At 68.1% G+C, this 16,022-nt stretch carries 15 protein-coding genes; 8 read left to right on the forward strand and 7 right to left on the reverse strand.

The genetic code is table 11. The features are described from left to right. The first annotated feature begins 152 nt into the window (after positions 1–152). From kstD to I0Q12_RS09330, 5 genes are all read left to right on the forward strand, one after another. A complete protein-coding gene (kstD, locus tag I0Q12_RS09310) occupies positions 153–1,865 on the forward strand; it encodes a 3-oxosteroid 1-dehydrogenase (protein ID WP_197251657.1) in 1,713 nt (570 codons plus the stop codon). A 72-nt stretch (positions 1,866–1,937) separates the two neighbouring features. After that, positions 1,938–2,798 (forward strand): MaoC/PaaZ C-terminal domain-containing protein, encoded by an 861-nt coding sequence (locus I0Q12_RS09315; RefSeq protein ID WP_197251658.1) that lies wholly within the window; start codon positions 1,938–1,940, stop codon positions 2,796–2,798. Positions 2,799–2,842: 44 nt separating this feature from the next. Beyond that, a complete protein-coding gene (locus I0Q12_RS09320; protein ID WP_197251659.1) occupies positions 2,843–4,588 on the forward strand; it encodes a cholesterol oxidase substrate-binding domain-containing protein in 1,746 nt (581 codons plus the stop codon). A gap of 127 nt (positions 4,589–4,715) precedes the next feature. After that, positions 4,716–5,135 carry a hypothetical protein gene (locus tag I0Q12_RS09325; RefSeq protein ID WP_197251660.1) on the forward strand — a complete coding sequence of 140 codons (420 nt, stop codon included), beginning with the start codon at positions 4,716–4,718 and terminating at the stop codon, positions 5,133–5,135. A 214-nt stretch (positions 5,136–5,349) separates the two neighbouring features. Beyond that, entirely contained in the window at positions 5,350–5,721 is a 372-nt protein-coding gene (locus I0Q12_RS09330; protein ID WP_197251677.1) for a VOC family protein, read from the forward strand. Here the strand turns inward: I0Q12_RS09330 and I0Q12_RS09335 are convergent. Continuing rightward, positions 5,702–8,293, reverse strand: a complete 2,592-nt coding sequence (locus I0Q12_RS09335) for an AMP-binding protein (protein ID WP_197251661.1) — start codon at positions 8,291–8,293, stop codon at positions 5,702–5,704. The two genes, I0Q12_RS09330 and I0Q12_RS09335, sit on opposite strands and share 20 nt — an antisense overlap. 257 nt (positions 8,294–8,550) lie before the next feature. Between I0Q12_RS09335 and I0Q12_RS09340 the strand changes: the two genes are divergently transcribed. Then, a complete protein-coding gene (locus I0Q12_RS09340; RefSeq protein ID WP_197251678.1) occupies positions 8,551–8,940 on the forward strand; it encodes a TIGR02611 family protein in 390 nt (129 codons plus the stop codon). Positions 8,941–8,949: 9 nt separating this feature from the next. Here I0Q12_RS09340 and I0Q12_RS09345 read toward each other — a convergent pair whose 3' ends face one another. From I0Q12_RS09345 to I0Q12_RS09370, 6 genes are all read right to left on the reverse strand, one after another. Further along, the gene (locus I0Q12_RS09345; RefSeq protein ID WP_248676158.1) at positions 8,950–9,753 is read right to left on the reverse strand and encodes an ABC transporter permease; all 804 of its coding nucleotides are present in this window, start codon (positions 9,751–9,753) and stop codon (positions 8,950–8,952) included. Continuing rightward, complete coding sequence (locus tag I0Q12_RS09350) at positions 9,750–10,724, reverse strand: ATP-binding cassette domain-containing protein (protein ID WP_197251662.1); 975 nt, start codon at positions 10,722–10,724, stop codon at positions 9,750–9,752. Before I0Q12_RS09350 ends, I0Q12_RS09345 begins: the two co-directional genes overlap by 4 nt. Before the next feature lie 83 nt (positions 10,725–10,807). Continuing rightward, on the reverse strand, positions 10,808–11,623 hold the full coding sequence (locus I0Q12_RS09355) for an SDR family oxidoreductase (RefSeq protein WP_197251680.1): 816 nt from the start codon (positions 11,621–11,623) through the stop codon (positions 10,808–10,810). Positions 11,624–11,695: 72 nt separating this feature from the next. Then, positions 11,696–13,033: a diacylglycerol kinase family protein gene (locus tag I0Q12_RS09360; RefSeq protein WP_197251663.1), complete on the reverse strand. Its 1,338-nt coding sequence runs from the start codon at positions 13,031–13,033 to the stop codon at positions 11,696–11,698. Positions 13,034–13,039: 6 nt separating this feature from the next. Further along, a complete protein-coding gene (locus tag I0Q12_RS09365) occupies positions 13,040–14,473 on the reverse strand; it encodes a hypothetical protein (protein WP_197251664.1) in 1,434 nt (477 codons plus the stop codon). A gap of 10 nt (positions 14,474–14,483) precedes the next feature. Then, positions 14,484–14,909 carry a hypothetical protein gene (locus I0Q12_RS09370; RefSeq protein WP_197251665.1) on the reverse strand — a complete coding sequence of 142 codons (426 nt, stop codon included), beginning with the start codon at positions 14,907–14,909 and terminating at the stop codon, positions 14,484–14,486. A 253-nt stretch (positions 14,910–15,162) separates the two neighbouring features. Between I0Q12_RS09370 and I0Q12_RS09375 the strand changes: the two genes are divergently transcribed. Both I0Q12_RS09375 and I0Q12_RS09380 read left to right on the forward strand, forming a co-directional pair. Continuing rightward, positions 15,163–15,612: a DUF6325 family protein gene (locus I0Q12_RS09375; protein WP_197251666.1), complete on the forward strand. Its 450-nt coding sequence runs from the start codon at positions 15,163–15,165 to the stop codon at positions 15,610–15,612. Between the two features lie 49 nt (positions 15,613–15,661). Continuing rightward, positions 15,662–15,952 (forward strand): SHOCT domain-containing protein, encoded by a 291-nt coding sequence (locus I0Q12_RS09380; RefSeq protein WP_197251667.1) that lies wholly within the window; start codon positions 15,662–15,664, stop codon positions 15,950–15,952. Positions 15,953–16,022: the final 70 nt, after the last annotated feature.

The following is a 16,022-nucleotide window of genomic DNA, read 5'->3' on the forward strand; positions in this document are numbered from 1 at the left end:
ACCCGTCGCCCGGCCCGGCCGGACGACGGGTCCCATCGCCCTATGGTGGAACATGTCTCGAGTCCGACCGCCGGCACGATCACCCCTCTCCGTGCAGACAATCTGGGCGGAAAGGATGGACTCGGCAGAACCAATTCTATAACGTGTTCTACATGAGTGAGCAGGAGTACGACATCGTCGTCGTCGGCAGTGGCGCCGGCGGAATGACCGCCGCGATCACCGCCGCCAACAAGGGCGCGAGCGTCGTCGTGATCGAGAAGGCCGCCTGCTACGGCGGCTCGAGCGCCCGCTCCGGCGGCGGCGTGTGGATCCCCAACAACGACGCACTGAAGGCGGCCGGTGTCGCGGACACCCCCGAGGCCGCACGCACCTACCTGCACAGCATCATCGGCGACGTGGTGCCCGCCGAGAAGATCGACACCTACATCGACCGCGGCCCCGAGATGCTGTCCTTCGTCCAGAAGCACAGCGCACTCGAATTGCAGTGGGTCCCCGGATATTCCGACTACTACCCGGAGGCCCCGGGCGGGCGCGCCGGTGGCCGCTCCGTCGAGCCCAGCCCGTTCGACGGACGTCGCCTCGGCGCGGATCTCGCCACGCTCGAACCGGACTACGCGCGGGCCCCGAAGAACTTCGTCATCACCCAGGCCGACTACAAGTGGCTGAACTTGCTGATGCGCAACCCGCGCGGACCGCTGCGCGCCATGCGGGTCGGCGCGCGCTTCGTGTGGGCGAACCTCACCCGCAAGCACCTGCTGGTCCGCGGTCAGGCACTCATGGCGGGGCTGCGCATCGGCCTCCGCGACGCGAACGTTCCCCTGCTGCTCAACACCGCCCTCACCGACCTCGTCGTCGAGGACGGTGCCGTACGCGGCGTCAAGATCGTCTCGGACGGCGAGGAGCGGATCATCCACGCCCGCAAGGGCGTCATCCTCGCCTGCGGCGGCTTCGAGCACAACGACGAGATGCGCAAGAAGTACCAACGTGCCCCGATCGGGACGGAATGGACCGTCGGCGCCAAGGCCAACACCGGTGACGGCATCCGCGCCGGCCAGGCCGTCGGGGGCGCCGTGGACTTCATGGACGACGCGTGGTGGGGTCCGTCCTTCCCGCTGACCGGCGGGCCCTGGTTCGCGCTGTCCGAGCGCAGCCTGCCCGGCTGCATCATGGTCAACAGCTCCGGCAAGCGCTTCGCCAACGAATCCGCGCCGTACGTCGAGGCGACGCACGCGATGTACGGCGGAACCCACGGCCGCGGCGAGGGTCCCGGCGAGAACATCCCGGCGTGGCTGATCCTCGACCAGCGTTACCGCGACCGCTACACCTTCGCCGGCATCACCCCGCGCACACCCTTCCCCGGTCGCTGGCTGAAGGCCGGTGTGCTGGTGAAGGCGGGGTCCGTCAGCGAACTCGCAGAGAAGATCGGTGTGCCCGCCGCGGCACTCACCGAGACCGTCGAGCGGTTCAACGGTTTCGCCCGCAGCGGTAAGGACGAGGACTTCGGTCGCGGCGAATCACAGTACGACCACTACTACGGTGACCCGCTGAACAAGCCGAACCCGAGCCTCGGCGTCATCGCCAAGGCCCCGTTCTACGCGTTCAAGGTGGTGCCCGGCGACCTCGGCACCAAGGGCGGGCTCGTCACCGATGTCGACGCTCGCGTGCTCCGCGAGGACGGCACAGTCGTCGAGGGCCTCTACGCGGCCGGCAACGTCAGCGCCCCTGTCATGGGCCACACCTACGCGGGCCCCGGCGCGACCATCGGTCCCGCGATGACGTTCGCCTACCTCGCGGTCCTCGACATCCTGGGCGAGGGAACCCGGTCAACGGGAGAACCCGCAGCCGAGACGGCGGAACAGCACTAGTCTGCGGCCGAGGCCGGAAGCGCCCCGCCAACATCGCCGCTCGAGAGAGCGGCCGGTCAGAAAGGATCCCGCGTGCCCATCGACCCCTCCGTCGCGATCGGCGCCGAACTGCCCTCCCAGGATTTCTCCTGGACCAGCAGCGAGGTTCAGCTCTACAACCTGGGAATCGGCGCAGGCTCCCGCCCCACCGACCCGGCCGAACTGCGCTACCTCAGCGACGGCCGGTCGCAGGTGCTGCCGACGTTCGCGACCGTCGCCGCGACCTTCCACGCCGTGGAACCGCCGAAGGTGTCGTTCCCCGGCGTCGAGATCGACCTGGCGAAGGTCGTGCACGGCAGCCAGGAGGTCGTCGTGCACGCGCCGATCCCGGCCGACGGCAAGGGCCGCACCACCACTCGCATCGCCGAGGTGTGGGACAAGGGCAAGGCCGCGGTGATCGTGCAGGAATCGACCACGGTGGATCCCGACGGCAACCCGCTGTGGACCGCACGGTCGTCGATCTTCGCGCGCGGCGAGGGCGGTTTCGGTGGCGAGCGCGGGCCGTCGGAGTCCGTCGAGCTGCCGGACCGCGAACCGGATGTCGAGGTGGACGTCCCGACGCTGCCGCAGCAGGCGCTGCTGTACCGCCTGTGCGGCGACCGCAATCCCCTGCACTCGGATCCGGAATTCGCGAAGGGGGCGGGCTTCCCCGCGCCGATCCTGCACGGCCTGTGCACCTACGGCATCGTGTGCAAGGCGGCGACCGACGCCGTCCTCGGCGGTGATGCCGCCCGCGTCAAGGGTTTCCGGGCACGGTTCGCCGGTGTGGTCTTCCCGGGCGAGACGCTGCGCGTCCGGATCTGGCGCGACGGCGATCGACTGCTGATCACCGCGGCCGTCGTCGAACGCGATCTCGCTCCGGCACTCGCCGACGTGGTTCTCACCATCGCATAACCTCCTGTTCGATCTCCTTTTCCCATCGAGAAAGCGGATCCTGCATGACGATTCGTGACGAGTCGCTGCGTCTGTCCCGGCGGGGTTTCCTCGCCGCCGGGGCAGGCGCCCTCGCTGCCACCGCCCTGGGGGGCTGGGCTCCAGCCCGTGCTGTGCCGTTCGGATCGTCGGGCGCCACGCTGCCCGCTCCCCCACAATTCCCCGAGGGCATCGCACTGTTCCAGCAGGCGTATCAGAACTGGTCCAAGGAGATCATGCTGGACGCCGTCTGGACGTGTACGCCGACGAGCCCGGAAGACGTTGTCCGCTTGGCCAACTGGGCACACGCGCACGGTTACACGATCCGGCCGCGCGGCGCGATGCACGGCTGGACGCCCCTGACCGTCGTCAACGGGGCGTCGGTGGACCGGGTGATCCTCGCGGACACCATGGTTCATCTGAACGGGGTGAGCGTGCAGCCGGGCGGTGACCCCGCCACGGTGACCGCCGGCGCCGGAGCCACTCTCGACGCGATCACCACCGCACTCCAGGAGCACGGGCTGGGGTGGGCGAATCTTCCCGCGCCGGGCGTTCTTTCGATCGCCGGATCGCTCGCCGTCGACGCGCACGGAGCCGCGCTCCCCGCCGACGGTGAGGAACCGGTGCCGGGCCACACGTTCGGTTCGCTGAGCAACCTGGTCACGGAGATGACCGCGGTGGTGTGGACGGGCAGCGAATACGGTCTGCGCACCTTCCGCCGCTCCGACTCCGACATCACGGCGCTGCTCACCAATCTCGGCCGCACCTTCGTCACCTCGGTGACGATGCAGGCCGGTCCGAACACGCGGATGCGCTGCCGCAGCTACACCGACATCGACTGGCGGGAACTGTTCGCGCCGGCCGGCGCCGACGGCCGCACGTTCGAATCGTTCATTCGCAGCGACGGCCGCGCGGAGGCCATCTGGTATCCGTTCACGGACAAGCCGTGGATGAAGGTGTGGTCGATCGCCCCCGAGAAGCCCACCGAATCCCGCGAGGTCTTCGGACCGTACAACTATCCGTTCTCCGACAACGTCCCCGAGCCGATCACCGACATGCTCGGGCAGATCACCGCCGGAAACACTTCCATCGCACCGGCGTTCGGGCAGGCCTACTACGGTGTGACGGTCGCGGGGCTCGCCGCGTCGAACGCGAGCGACATCTGGGGCTGGTCGAAGGACCTGCAGTTCTACATCAAGGCCACCACGCTCCGGCTGACCGAGGGCGGTGGCGCGGTGCTCACCAGCCGCGCCAACATCGCCAACGTGATCCACGACTTCACCCACTGGTTCCACGAACGGATCGAGCATTACCGGTCGCTGGGGCAGTACCCGCTCAACGGGCCTGTCGAAATCCGTTGCTGTGGGCTCGATCAGCCCGACGACGTGCGGGTGCCGTCGGCGGGCCCACCGACGATCTCGGCGATGCGGCCCCGCCCCGACCACCCCGAATGGGACACCGCCATCTGGCTGAACGTGCTCGGCGTCCCGGGCACCCCCGGCATGTTCGCGTTCTACCGCGAGATGGAGCAGTGGATGCGGCAGCGTTTCGCCGGTGGCGATTCCACCTTCCGCCCCGAATGGTCGAAGGGCTGGGCGTTCGGGCCCGAGCGTCCGTACACCGACGATTCGATTCTCGCCGGGGCGCTTCCCGACACCTACCGGCAGGGCGTCCCGGCGCACGAGAACTGGGATTCGGCACGGCAGGTGTTCAACCGGCTCGATCCGCATCGCGTGTTCAGCAACAGCTTCCTGGACCGGCTACTGCCGTGACACTGCTGCCGTGAACGCACGGCGCACGCCCGGAAACGGATGAAGATCACAGAAACCGCACCGTGACGACCGGCTCGGCGCGCACAATAGCGTTCCGGGAAGCACAGTCGACTGGAAGGTGACTGCCGTGTCCGATGATGTGCCCGTCGATCGGGGAAGCACCAAACAGAAAGTTGCTGCGGGAACGTCCATCGCGGCAGCCGTCATTCTCATGACCGTCGGCATCCTGCAACTCTTGCAGGGCATCGCCGCGGTCGCCGAGAACGAGTTGTTCGTGGTGGGCGTGGAGTACACGTTCAAGTTCGACTTCACGACGTGGGGCTGGATCCACATCGTGTTCGGAGTGGTGCTCATCGTCGTGGGTCTCGTCCTGCTGACGGGAGCGACCTGGGCGCGCATGGCCGCGATCATTCTCGCGGCACTGTCGATCCTGGTGAATTTCATGTGGTTGCCGTACTACCCGTGGTGGTCGGTCCTGATCATCGCGCTGGACGTCGTCGTCATCTGGGCGGTGTCCACCTGGCAGCCTGCGCCGCTCCCCTACTGACCGAGACCATCCCCGATCGCGGCAGGCACCCGGCCTGCCGCGATCGGTTCTGTTCGCCGTCCACCGTCACCGGGGTCCTTACCGATGCGAAACACGAAGCGGCAGTTGGGGCACGGTGCCGATCCGCTGCGCGACCCGGTGCCGCCTGGGCCTGACGGGAGTAGAGTGCCCCGTGTGAACACCGGGACGGCATTGCGCCACACACGGATAGGCGATCCGGTGGAGCGCTGACCGCGGGCCGGGCTCCCGCGACCGCGAGGAGTCCGCGCGTTTCTTCCGCGAGCTACTGGAAGTCGATGAAGCACCCTCCTGGGGCGTGTTCACCAACATCCAGCTCGACGACGGCGTGCTGCTCCAGTTCGCCGAACCACCGGTCGAGATCCAGATGCAGCACTACGCGTTCCTGATCGACGACGAGCTGTTCGACCGCGCATACCGGCGTCTGCTCGACGCCGGAATCGAGCACTGGGCCGACGCGCACATGCAACGCCCCGGAGAAACCAACACCGAGCACGGCGGGCGCGGCGTCTATTTCAAGGACCCGTCCGGTCACGCGATCGAGCTGATCACCCGTCCGTACCTGTGACGGCCGCTGTTCCGGCCGGGCGCCCGGTGGGTGCCCGGCCGGGATCGGCGGAGGTGCCGGACGAGCGGAACCGCCACTTGGCCCACAGCCACCCCAGGCCGACCCACAGCTGCTGGTAGGCGATCCCGACCACCAGCGACGCACCGAACGCGAACCACGGGTCGATGTCCCGCAGGTAGGGGTAGACGGTGAAGTGCGTCAGGTAGATGAACAGCGACGCGCTCGCCAGCACCTCCATCGGGCGGACGAGCAACGCCGGCCACCACATGCGCGGAATCCAGACGAACAGCAGCAATCCGCCGAGGACCAGTGCGGTTCGCTCGGGCTCGTCGTGGAAGAAGCCCGGCACCGTCGCGAGCGCGATCGCACTCACCACGACCCGCTGCCACACGGCGGTCGCGCGTGCCGCCGCCCAGCCGAGCGGGAACAGCCAGAACACCACGTACGACGCGAGGATCTGGCTGGTCGGGGTGTCCGGTCCGATCACCTGGTAGCGGGTGAGCAGCCCCGCCGCCACGAGCACCAGCGGAAACGCGAACGGGAAGCGGCGTTCTCGTTCGTCGACCCACGGAATCGCGAGCAGCACGGCGACCGCGAGCACGATGTACACCAGCGCCTCGACGAACCAGTACCGCCACTCGCGGGTCCAGGCGTCGGGACCGAACACACCGTTGAGGAGAAACACACTGCTCACCGGATGAATCCCGGTGACGGACACGACCCCACCGATCCACACCATGCTGGGCAGTGCGATCCGCGCGACGGACGCCAGCGTGTGCCGGAACCGGGCGCTGCGCGATCCCGCCAGGTTGAACCGCGCGAAGTTGTACCCGGCGGCGGCGAGCAGCACGTGCGCACCGCCGACGAGCTCGAACAGGTGCAGATGCGAACCGACGATGAAGACGATTGCCAGCGCACGGATCAGTACGTTCGTCTCGACTGTGCGCAACCCGCGCCGGGGCCGCCGGGTCTCGGTGGCCAGCTCGCGGAGCGGAGTGGTGTGCCAGTCGGCGGGCAGGTTCCCCAGAAGCTTCTCGAGCCGCACCGACATCCGCACATAGGTGAGCGAGTCCCCGCCGAGGTCGACGAAGGTGCTGTCGTCGGTGACCTCGTCGGTGGCGAGAATCTCCGCGTAGAGCGCGCGCAGCCGCGACAGATCGACCGGGCCGGCACCGGCGAGCGGTTCGTCCGGTGCGCGGTCGGCGAGGGCGGCGACGGCACGGAAGTCGGGTTTGCCGTTCTCGGTGCGCGGCAGGTCCGCGACCGGGACCACCCGCACGGCAGACTCGGGCAGCCCACTCGCCCGGGCGGCGAGCCCCCGGACGTGCCGCGGGTCGGCGTCGACGACCGCGACGATCAGCTGCTCGTCGCCGCCGGCGCAGCACGCGACCAGACCGTGAGCGGCGAGCGCTGCGTCGACCCGCTGCAGATCGATGCGCAGACCGAACAGTTTGGCGAAGCGGGACCGGCGTCCGACGATGCGATACAACCCCGCCTCGGTACGCACGGCCAGGTCCCCGGTGCGCAGTTCGTCGACGACCCTTCCCGACGCGAGGTCGCCGGGGGTGGTCGCGTAGCCGAGCATGACGTTCGGTCCGGCGTAGACGAGTTCACCGGCCCCGTCCTCACCCTCGGGGACCGGATCGATGCGGAACGAGCCGCCGGGAACCGGGATGCCGATGGTGTCCGGATACTGCGCCGTCAGTTCCGGCGGCAGATACGCCATGCGGGCGGTGGCTTCGGTCTGCCCGTACATGACGAAGAAGTCGAAGCCGCGGCGTCGTCCGAGCGCGGCGTATCCGCGTACCCGCTCGGGATCGAGCCTGCCCCCGGCCTGCGTGACGTAGCGCAGGTGCTCGAGGTCCATGTCGGCGAAACCGACGCGATCGAGCAGGTCGAACGTGTAGGGGACGCCGGCGAGCGCGCTGACGCGATGGTCGCGGACGAGGTCCCAGAATTCCGGTTCCGTGACGGACCGGTCGGTGAGCACCACCCCCGCGCCGCGCAGCAGGTGACTGTGCAGCACCGACAACCCGTAGCAGTAGTGCATCGGCAGCGTCGTGACGGCGCGGTCGGTGTCCCGGATTCCGAGGTAGCCGGCGATCGCCTCCGCATTGGCCTGAACGTTGTTGTGGGACAGGCGTACCAGTTTGGGTGAACCGGTGGATCCGGAGGTGCTCAGCAACAGCGCCAGGTCCGGATGCAGATCGTGGGTCGTGCCGGGCGCGAGTTCGTCGAAACGGCCGTCGTCGACCTCGACGTCGGGACGATAGGTCTCGATCATCCCGGCGAGGGCATCGCCGTTGCCGCCGGGCACCAGCAGCACCGGATGGCCGGATGCCAGTGCCGCCAGGTAGGCGACGATCGGGTCGAGGGCATTGGCGCCGGTGATCAGGACGAGGCGGCGGGTCGAGCCGAGCCGGCGGGCGACGGCATCGACCCGCTCGGCCAGTTCACGGTAGGAGATGTCGCGGCCGTCGACGATGAGCGCGGTCCGTTCCCCGTGAGCGGCGAGGCCCGAGGCGAACGGCACCCGCGAGCACTCGACGAGCTCGATGGAACGGGAAAGCACCGCGAAAGTCTATAAGGGAAGGCAAACCTAGTACAGGGCTGGGAGGGTGTGCGCGACACCGCTGAGCCGCTGACCAGGAGCTTCACGGTAGGAGCCGTAGCCGCAGCACCCCGATTGCCCCCGTCCGCGCCCAGCGGGCGCCGGTACAGTGGGACTGAGAACCCGGTCGCCAACGAACGAGGCGACCGATGAGAAACAAGCCCGGAGCGCTCGTGAACAGTGAACGGGACGAGTCAGCGGACTCGCCGCCGTCGATCATGGACCGCCTGCATCGTCTGCGCGAACACATCGCGGCACGACCCACCCTGAACACGACCTACCGGGTCACGGTGGCCATGGTCGGAACGATCGTGCTGGTCCTCGGCGTCGTCGCGATCCCCTATCCCGGCCCCGGGTGGCTGATCGTGTTCGCCGGGCTCGGCATCCTCGCCTCGGAGTTCGCATGGGCGCATCGGACCCTGCACGGCGTGCGCACCCGCTACGACCGGTTCATGGCCTGGTTCTCCCGCCAGTCGAAGGTCGTGCGCGGCGCCGGTGCGCTCGGCACCGGCGTCGTCGTGCTCACGACACTGTGGCTGCTGGGAACGTTCAGCCTCGTCGGCGGCTGGGCCGGCCTGGAGTATTCGTGGATGGACAGCCCGCTGTGATCGCGTGCGTCAGCGGCTGACGGCCTTCTGGTAGCGGTGGATCGCCAAGGGCACGAACACGATCAACATCAGAGCCGTCCACAGCAGTGAGGCCAGGATCGGGTTCTGCAACGGCCACACGTCGGGCGTCGGCATCATCGGGTTCGTGTTCCCGAACAGCTCACGCACCGCCTGCGTCAGCGCGGACATCGGATTCCACTCGGCGATCGTGCGTAACAGCGGCGGCATCGACGACGGGTCGACGAAGGTGTTGGCGATGAACGACAACGGGAAGATCACCATGAAACTCGCGTTGTTGAACACCTCCGGCGTGCGGATCCACATACCGATGACCGCCATGACCCACGACAACGCGTAGGCGAACAGCAACAGCAGCAGATATCCGGCCGCTGCCTCGCCCAGTGACGTGTTGATGCGCCAGCCCACCACGAGACCGGTCAACGACATCACGACCAGGCTCACCACGTTGATGAGCACGTCGGTCGTGGTCCGGCCGATGAGCACGGCGGACGGAGCCATCGGCAGGGAGCGGAACCGGTCGATGATGCCCTTCTGCAGGTCCTCGACCATTCCCAGACCGGTCCATGTGGACCCGAAGATCACGGTCTGCGTGAAGATGCCCGCGATGAGGAATTCCCGGTACGACATGCCCGGGATCTCGATGGCGCTGCCGAACACGTACGCGAACAGCAACACGAACATGATCGGCGAGAGGATCGTGAACACGATCAGGTCGGGCACACGCTTGATCTTGATGACGTTGCGTTTGGCGATGGTGAGGCCGTCGGACGCGACCATCTGCACCGAGTTCACCGCGCCACCTCCTTCTCGTCCTCGGCCTCGTGGCCGGTCAGCGTGAGAAACACGTCGTCGAGCGTCGGTTTGCGCAACGCCACATCCACGACACGCACCTCCGCAGCGGACAGCTTGCCCAGCGCGGCGACGAGGGCTTCGGCGCCGCCGCCGTCGGACGACCCGATCGGGACCGTGAGCGTTCCCGCGCCACCGTCGACCTGGATCTCACCGGCCGCGACGGACGCAAGTTCCCGCACGGCGACCTCGCGGTCCGCCTGGTCGGGGATCCCCAGTTCGATGCGCTCGCTGCCCACGAGACTCTTGAGTTCGTCGGCTGTCCCCTCGGCGATCACCCTGCCGTGGTCGATCACGGCGATCTCGTCGGCGAGCCGTTCCGCTTCCTCCATGTACTGCGTGGTGAGCAGCAGCGTCGTGCCGCGCGCCACCAGCTGTTCGATCACCTCCCACAGCCCGAGCCGAGCGCGGGGATCGAGACCCGTGGTGGGCTCGTCGAGGAACAGCACCGGGGGTTCTGCGACGAGGGCACCCGCGAGGTCGAGGCGTCGGCGCATGCCTCCGGAATATCCCTTGACGGGGCGGTCGCCCGCCTCCACGAGATCGAAGCGTTCGAGCAGTTCACGGGCACGTTCCCGGCTACGTCTGGCGCCGAGGTGGTAGAGCCTGCCCACCATCTCCAGATTCTCGAATCCGGTCAGGTACTCGTCGACCGCCGCGTACTGGCCGGACGCCCCGATGTGCGAGCGCAGGGTGCGGGCGTCGGCGACGACGTCGTAGCCGGCGACCTGGGCACGACCGGAGTCCGGCACCAGCAGCGTGGTCAGCACCCGCACGGTGGTGGTCTTGCCCGCGCCGTTCGGTCCGAGCAGCGCGGTCACCGTGCCCTCGGGGACCCGGAGGTCGACGCCGTCGAGCGCGGTGACCTTCCCGTATGTCTTGATCAATCCTTCTGCGACTATGGCATCGACCATCGGCCCTCCCCTGACCGTCGTGTGCCGCCCAGTCTGCCCGACGACACCGACAAGTCGCGACCGATTTTCTGCGCGGGCGCCGCTCAGCCGTCCGCGAGCTTCGCCTGGAACCGTCGCATCCCGGCGATCCAGCGGTCGTAGTCGGCACCCTTGTAGCGGTACATGTCGAGCACTTCGGGGTGCGGCAGGATCAGGAAGTGCTCCTCCGCGATCGCGGCGAGGACGACCTCCGCCACCTCGGAGGGCTCGAGGACCTTCCCCGCGGAGGTGACGGCGCGGGTCGCCATGTCGCCGAGCCCGGTCCCGGACCGCTCCCCTTCCCGCAACAACGCGGTCTCGACTCCCATCGGACACAGGCACGACACACGAATTCCCTTGTCGCCGTATGTAACCGACAGCCACTCCGCAAATCCGACGGCGGCGTGCTTGGTCACCGAATAGGTGGCCGATCCGATCTGCGTCAGCAGGCCGGCTGCGGATGCGGTGGACACGAAATAGCCCTCGCCGCGGTCGAGCCATCTCGGCACGAGCAACTGTGCGGCGCGCACGTGGGCGCGGATGTTCACGTCGAACGCGCGGTCCCACACGGATTCGTCGGCGTCGAGACCGGGCGCGCCGGTGATCCCGGCGTTCGCGAAATACAGTGCCACCGGACCCAATTCGCGCTCCGCACGGTCGAGGAGGTCGCGGATCTCGCCGTTGTCGGCCACGTCGGCCCGCACACCCAGTGCCGAACCCTTCCCGGTGGGGTCGAGTTCGGACGCGACCCGATGCACGGCATCGCCGTCTAGGTCCGCGAGGAGAACCTTCGCCCCCGCCGCGACGAGACTTCCCGCGATCGCGGCACCGATGCCGCCTCCCGCCCCGGTGACGACCGCAACTTTGCCCTCGACCTGCACATTGACCCCTTCACGACGATGTTCGTCCCTGCCCAACGGACGAACGTACCTGAACCCCACGGGCTGGGAGCGTCACCGCGCGACCGGGGAGGTCCGACGGCGGGGCAGAGCCAATTCGCGCAGACGCACCCAGTCCAGGGCGGGTGCGGCCAGACGGACCCCCGGCCGGTTCCGGGGAACCCGCACGCGCAGGGCACCCGGGGTGATCGTGCACCGGACCGGTGTGGGCAGTCGCAGGGCCTCACCGTCGACGCCGACCGGGATGTCGGGGGTGTCGGCGTCGACGACCACCTCGGTGGCGGTGCGCTGCACGAGTCCTCGGCTGCGCGCCCGATTGAGCAGACCGACCGCCTGCCGGGCGCTGGACACCGAGATCGCCACGACTCCGAGCCGGCCCCGGTCCAGCCTGGTGCGCCGGCCCATCCCGGCCAGATCGTCGGTGGTGTACGGGCCGTTGCTGACCAGGATCGCCTGGGGACCGTCCACGAGTTCCCCGTCGATGCGGGCGCGCAGGCGAGCCCTGCCGTCACCGGCGAGCAGATCCGGCAGCATGTCCAGCACGGTCCCGGTCTTGTCGTCTCGATAGTTCGGGCTCTGCACGATGTCGGCATACACCCCGAACGACGCGTTGTTGACGAACGTGCGGCCGTTGATGTCGCCGAGATCGACACGCAGTTCGACGCCGTCGCGCAGTGCGTCGAGGCCGGCGGCGGGGTCGTCGCGATCCAGACCGAGATCGAGTGCGAAATGGTTGCGGGTCCCGGCGCTGATCACCAGGAACGGAATATCGTGCGCTGCGGCGATACCCGCCACGAGTGCCTGGGTGCCGTCACCGCCGGCGACCCCCAGCAGATCGGCTCCGCGTGCGACGGCCTCGAGCGCCAGCGCCTCGACGTCGATGGGTTCGGGTCCGTCGAGCAACGCCACCGTGGCGCCCAGCGCCTCGGCCTTGCGCTGCAGATCGAACTTCACCACCTTCCCGCCGCCGGAACGCGGATTCATCACCAGGAACGGCTTCTCCACCGGCGCTGCAGGATATTCGGGCTGCCCGGTCTCGTCGTGGTGGATGCGCAGCGCTGCACGCGCGCACACGAGGGCGAGTGCCACGAAAACCCCTGCGACGACCACGACCCACAGGTGTCTCTGGTGGATGTACAGCGCCAGCACCGCGATCGGCACGACGACGGCGAGAACGAGCGCCGCCGCCCTCACCGCGCCACGCCGGGACAGGAACCAGTAGATCGCTGCGATGGTGATCGCGACCCCGGCGATTCCCACGACCACGAGCAGCACCGCACCGCCCACACCCGCCTCGGCGATCGGCAGGACGATCGCGACGAGCACACAGAGCGCCGCGGCGCGCGCCCACCAGCGTGCCGCGCCCGGAATTTCGTCGACGACGGCGGACACGATCGGTCACCCGCTCGGTGCGTCTGCGTCGACGTCCGCCGCTGCGTCGCGACCGGACTGTTCCTGCCACATCCGCACCGGACGCACGAACACTTCGAGCACCAGCAGCGCGAGGAGCACACCGATCACGATCCACACGACCACCATGCCCGTGGGGTACCGCCAGAACATCAGCAGCACCGCACCGATCGCAACGATCGCCACCCGCAACGGAACTCGGGCCCGAGCCACCCACAGTTCGACTTCGTTGGGCGGGCGTGTGCGACGTGCTCGCTGCAGGGTGTCCAGTCCGCGACCGAATCCGCGGCGCACCGCGGTGGCCGAGGCCGAACCACCGGTCAGGTACGCGGCCACCGCGATCACCAGGCCGAGGACGGCGACACCGCGCAGCGCGGCCCGGAGCGGCACGAGCACCGTGTCGATGAGTGTGGAGGCGGCGTCGGGAGACAGGACGTCCGGTGGAATCTGGTCGAGATATATTGCGCGCCCGATGATCAGACCGACGGCGAGCACGAACATCCCGATCGCCAGGGCGACGCCCACGAACGCGAGGGCGCGTAGGCGGCGGCCCGTCGGTGCGACCACCACTGCGGCCACGGCCGCTGCGATCGTGACCCACGGCAGGATGTCGGCTGCCTTGTCCAGCGCGGACACCGCGCGTTGCGCACGAACGAGATCCGGTGACTGGAAGAGGACGAACTGCTTGTCGATCGTGGGGATCTTCTCCGCGAACGTGAAGCCCCGATCGATCAGGCGTGCCTTGACGTTGTCGATGACCGTCCCCAGCGAGATGCTGACGGTGCCGGACTCGTCCACCGTCACGGACGACGGCCCGACATCGCCCGTCACGACCGCGACCAGCCCGTTGTGGGCGGCCCGGTTCGCTTGGATCCACAGGTCGTCGAACTGATCGCTGCGCACCAGCGACAACACCGTTTCGTTGACGAAACTGCGTGCCTGTCCGGCGATCACCGGCGCCAGCCCGTCGATCGCGCGATCGAGACGCGGCGCGTTCTCGGCTGCCGGCACCAGGTCGGTGAGTGCCGACAGGGCGTCCGCCGTGAGCTGCTGGACGTCGACCCGGTCGAAGATCTCGTCGGTGACGGAGTTGGCGATCTGATTCTGGATCGCCGGATCCGACGCCAACGGGGCGACAGTGGTGACGTACCGGTCGGTATCGAGAACTTCGCCGCGCACGAAACGTGCTGTCACCGTGGCGATCGACAGGACGCCGACCAGGACGGTCAGGATCGCCACCGCCGTCCATCGCAGCGCATGGCGAGGCTTCCGCTCCGGGGGCGCGCCCGCGGCGGGAACCTCCGCGGCCTTCGACCGTAGGGTCGCGACCTCGGCGCGCAGTCGCTCCAGTTCGGCCCGCTCGCCCGAGGCGAGCGGGCCGTCCGGGACCCCCGATCCGGTCGGGCCGATACCCGATGTCATCGTCGTGTGTCTAGTAGTAATCGACTCGGGGGTTCCACGTCGACACGGCCCAGATCACCACGATGTTCAGCGCGATGATCAGGATCGACCACCACGGGTAGTACGGCAACCACAGGAAGTTCGCGATGATCGACAATGCCGCGATGATGACTGCGGTGACCCGCGCCCACGTCTGGCCCGCCATCAGCGCGATCCCCACGAGGATCATGAGGACGCCGAGAACGATGTGGATCCAGCCCCAGCTGGTGAAATCGAGCTTGTACATGTATTCGACACCACGAACGAACACTTCGTCCTCGGCGACGGCGGCGATTCCCTGGAAGAGGGAGATGATGCCGAGGGTCACGAGGATCACCGCGGCTCCGATGGAGGTGCCCGCAGCGATTCCCTGCTTCACGCTGCCGGCCTCCGGATTGACACGCACATCTTCGGACATGGGAGTCCCTTTCACGAGGTGAGTGGTATCGGTAGTATGCGCGCGGTTCGCATTCTCGGCACGAGTTTGAAGATCAACTCCCGAACTCGTCTCCCGACCGACGCGCGGTGCCGACGATCCCGGAATTGCACCGGCCCCCACGGGATACCGACGAGATCCCGCCTGCCAGCGGAAACAGGGCCGGAGACCGGCGCGGAGAGCTATCGTCGAGGGGGTCGAAACGCTGTACCCGTCCTCACGAAAAGAGACCACCGTGACCGGTACCGAAGTCGACGAGATGGGGCCCATCGACTATCTCGTCATCGAATTTCCCGCCGACCGGCCTCCGGACGGCTCCGCCCTGCCCCTGCTGATCGACCTCGTCGAGCGCGGCATCATTCGCGTGCTGGACCTCGAGTTCGTCCAGAAGGGCGCCGACGGTTCCGTGTCCGGGATCGACATCACCGACGTCGGGCTCCAAGGAGACTTCGACGTGACACTGTTCGCCGAAGCGTACTCCGGGCTGCTCGACGAAACCGACCTCGCCGAGGCCGGTGAGGCGCTGGAACCGGGGTGCTCGGCGGCCGTCCTGATCTACGAGAACACCTGGGCCGCACCGTTGGCGGCAAAGTTGCGCCACAACGGGGCTCAGCTCGTCGCCTCGGGACGGGTGCCGGTGCAGGGCATCCTGGCATCACTCGACGCGCTCGAAGCCAAGAGCTGACCGAGTTCCAGGGCCGACAGGAACCGCACATCCAGAGAAAGGTTGAACCATGCCCGGATTGCTCCGCGGCGTCGCCCGGACCGCCGTGATCGCGGGAACCGCGACGTCCGTGTCGAATCGTGTCTCGCGCCGGCAAGGTCAGCGCTGGGCTCGGCAGGAACAGGAAGAGTACGCCCGTGCGCAGCAACAGCAAGCTGCACCTCCGCCGCCACCTCCACCCCAGTCCTCGGGTGGCGTCGACCGGCTCGAGGCGCTGAAACAACTCGGCGAGCTGAAGGCCCAGGGTGTGCTCACCGAGGCCGAGTTCGAAGCCGAGAAGGCCCGAATCCTCGCCGGCTGACTCGTCGTGCGCTCCCCCTCTTTTCCGAGCGAACGGTACGTTCCGTCGATCTACGGAACCGAACGGTACG

Source organism: Rhodococcus sp. CX (genome assembly GCF_015865005.1).
GTDB lineage: Bacteria > Actinomycetota > Actinomycetes > Mycobacteriales > Mycobacteriaceae > Rhodococcus.

What these genes read in the sequence shown, in the direction of transcription:
- I0Q12_RS09365 (WP_197251664.1), bottom strand. Translation starts at nt 14,473, where the DNA reads ATGACATCGGGTATCGGCCCGACCGGATCGGGGGTCCCGGACGGCCCG.
- I0Q12_RS09340 (WP_197251678.1), top strand. Translation starts at nt 8,551, where the DNA reads ATGGACCGCCTGCATCGTCTGCGCGAACACATCGCGGCACGACCCACC.
- I0Q12_RS09350 (WP_197251662.1), bottom strand. Translation starts at nt 10,724, where the DNA reads ATGGTCGATGCCATAGTCGCAGAAGGATTGATCAAGACATACGGGAAG.
- I0Q12_RS09380 (WP_197251667.1), top strand. Translation starts at nt 15,662, where the DNA reads ATGCCCGGATTGCTCCGCGGCGTCGCCCGGACCGCCGTGATCGCGGGA.
- I0Q12_RS09320 (WP_197251659.1), top strand. Translation starts at nt 2,843, where the DNA reads ATGACGATTCGTGACGAGTCGCTGCGTCTGTCCCGGCGGGGTTTCCTC.
- I0Q12_RS09370 (WP_197251665.1), bottom strand. Translation starts at nt 14,909, where the DNA reads ATGTCCGAAGATGTGCGTGTCAATCCGGAGGCCGGCAGCGTGAAGCAG.
- kstD (WP_197251657.1), top strand. Translation starts at nt 153, where the DNA reads ATGAGTGAGCAGGAGTACGACATCGTCGTCGTCGGCAGTGGCGCCGGC.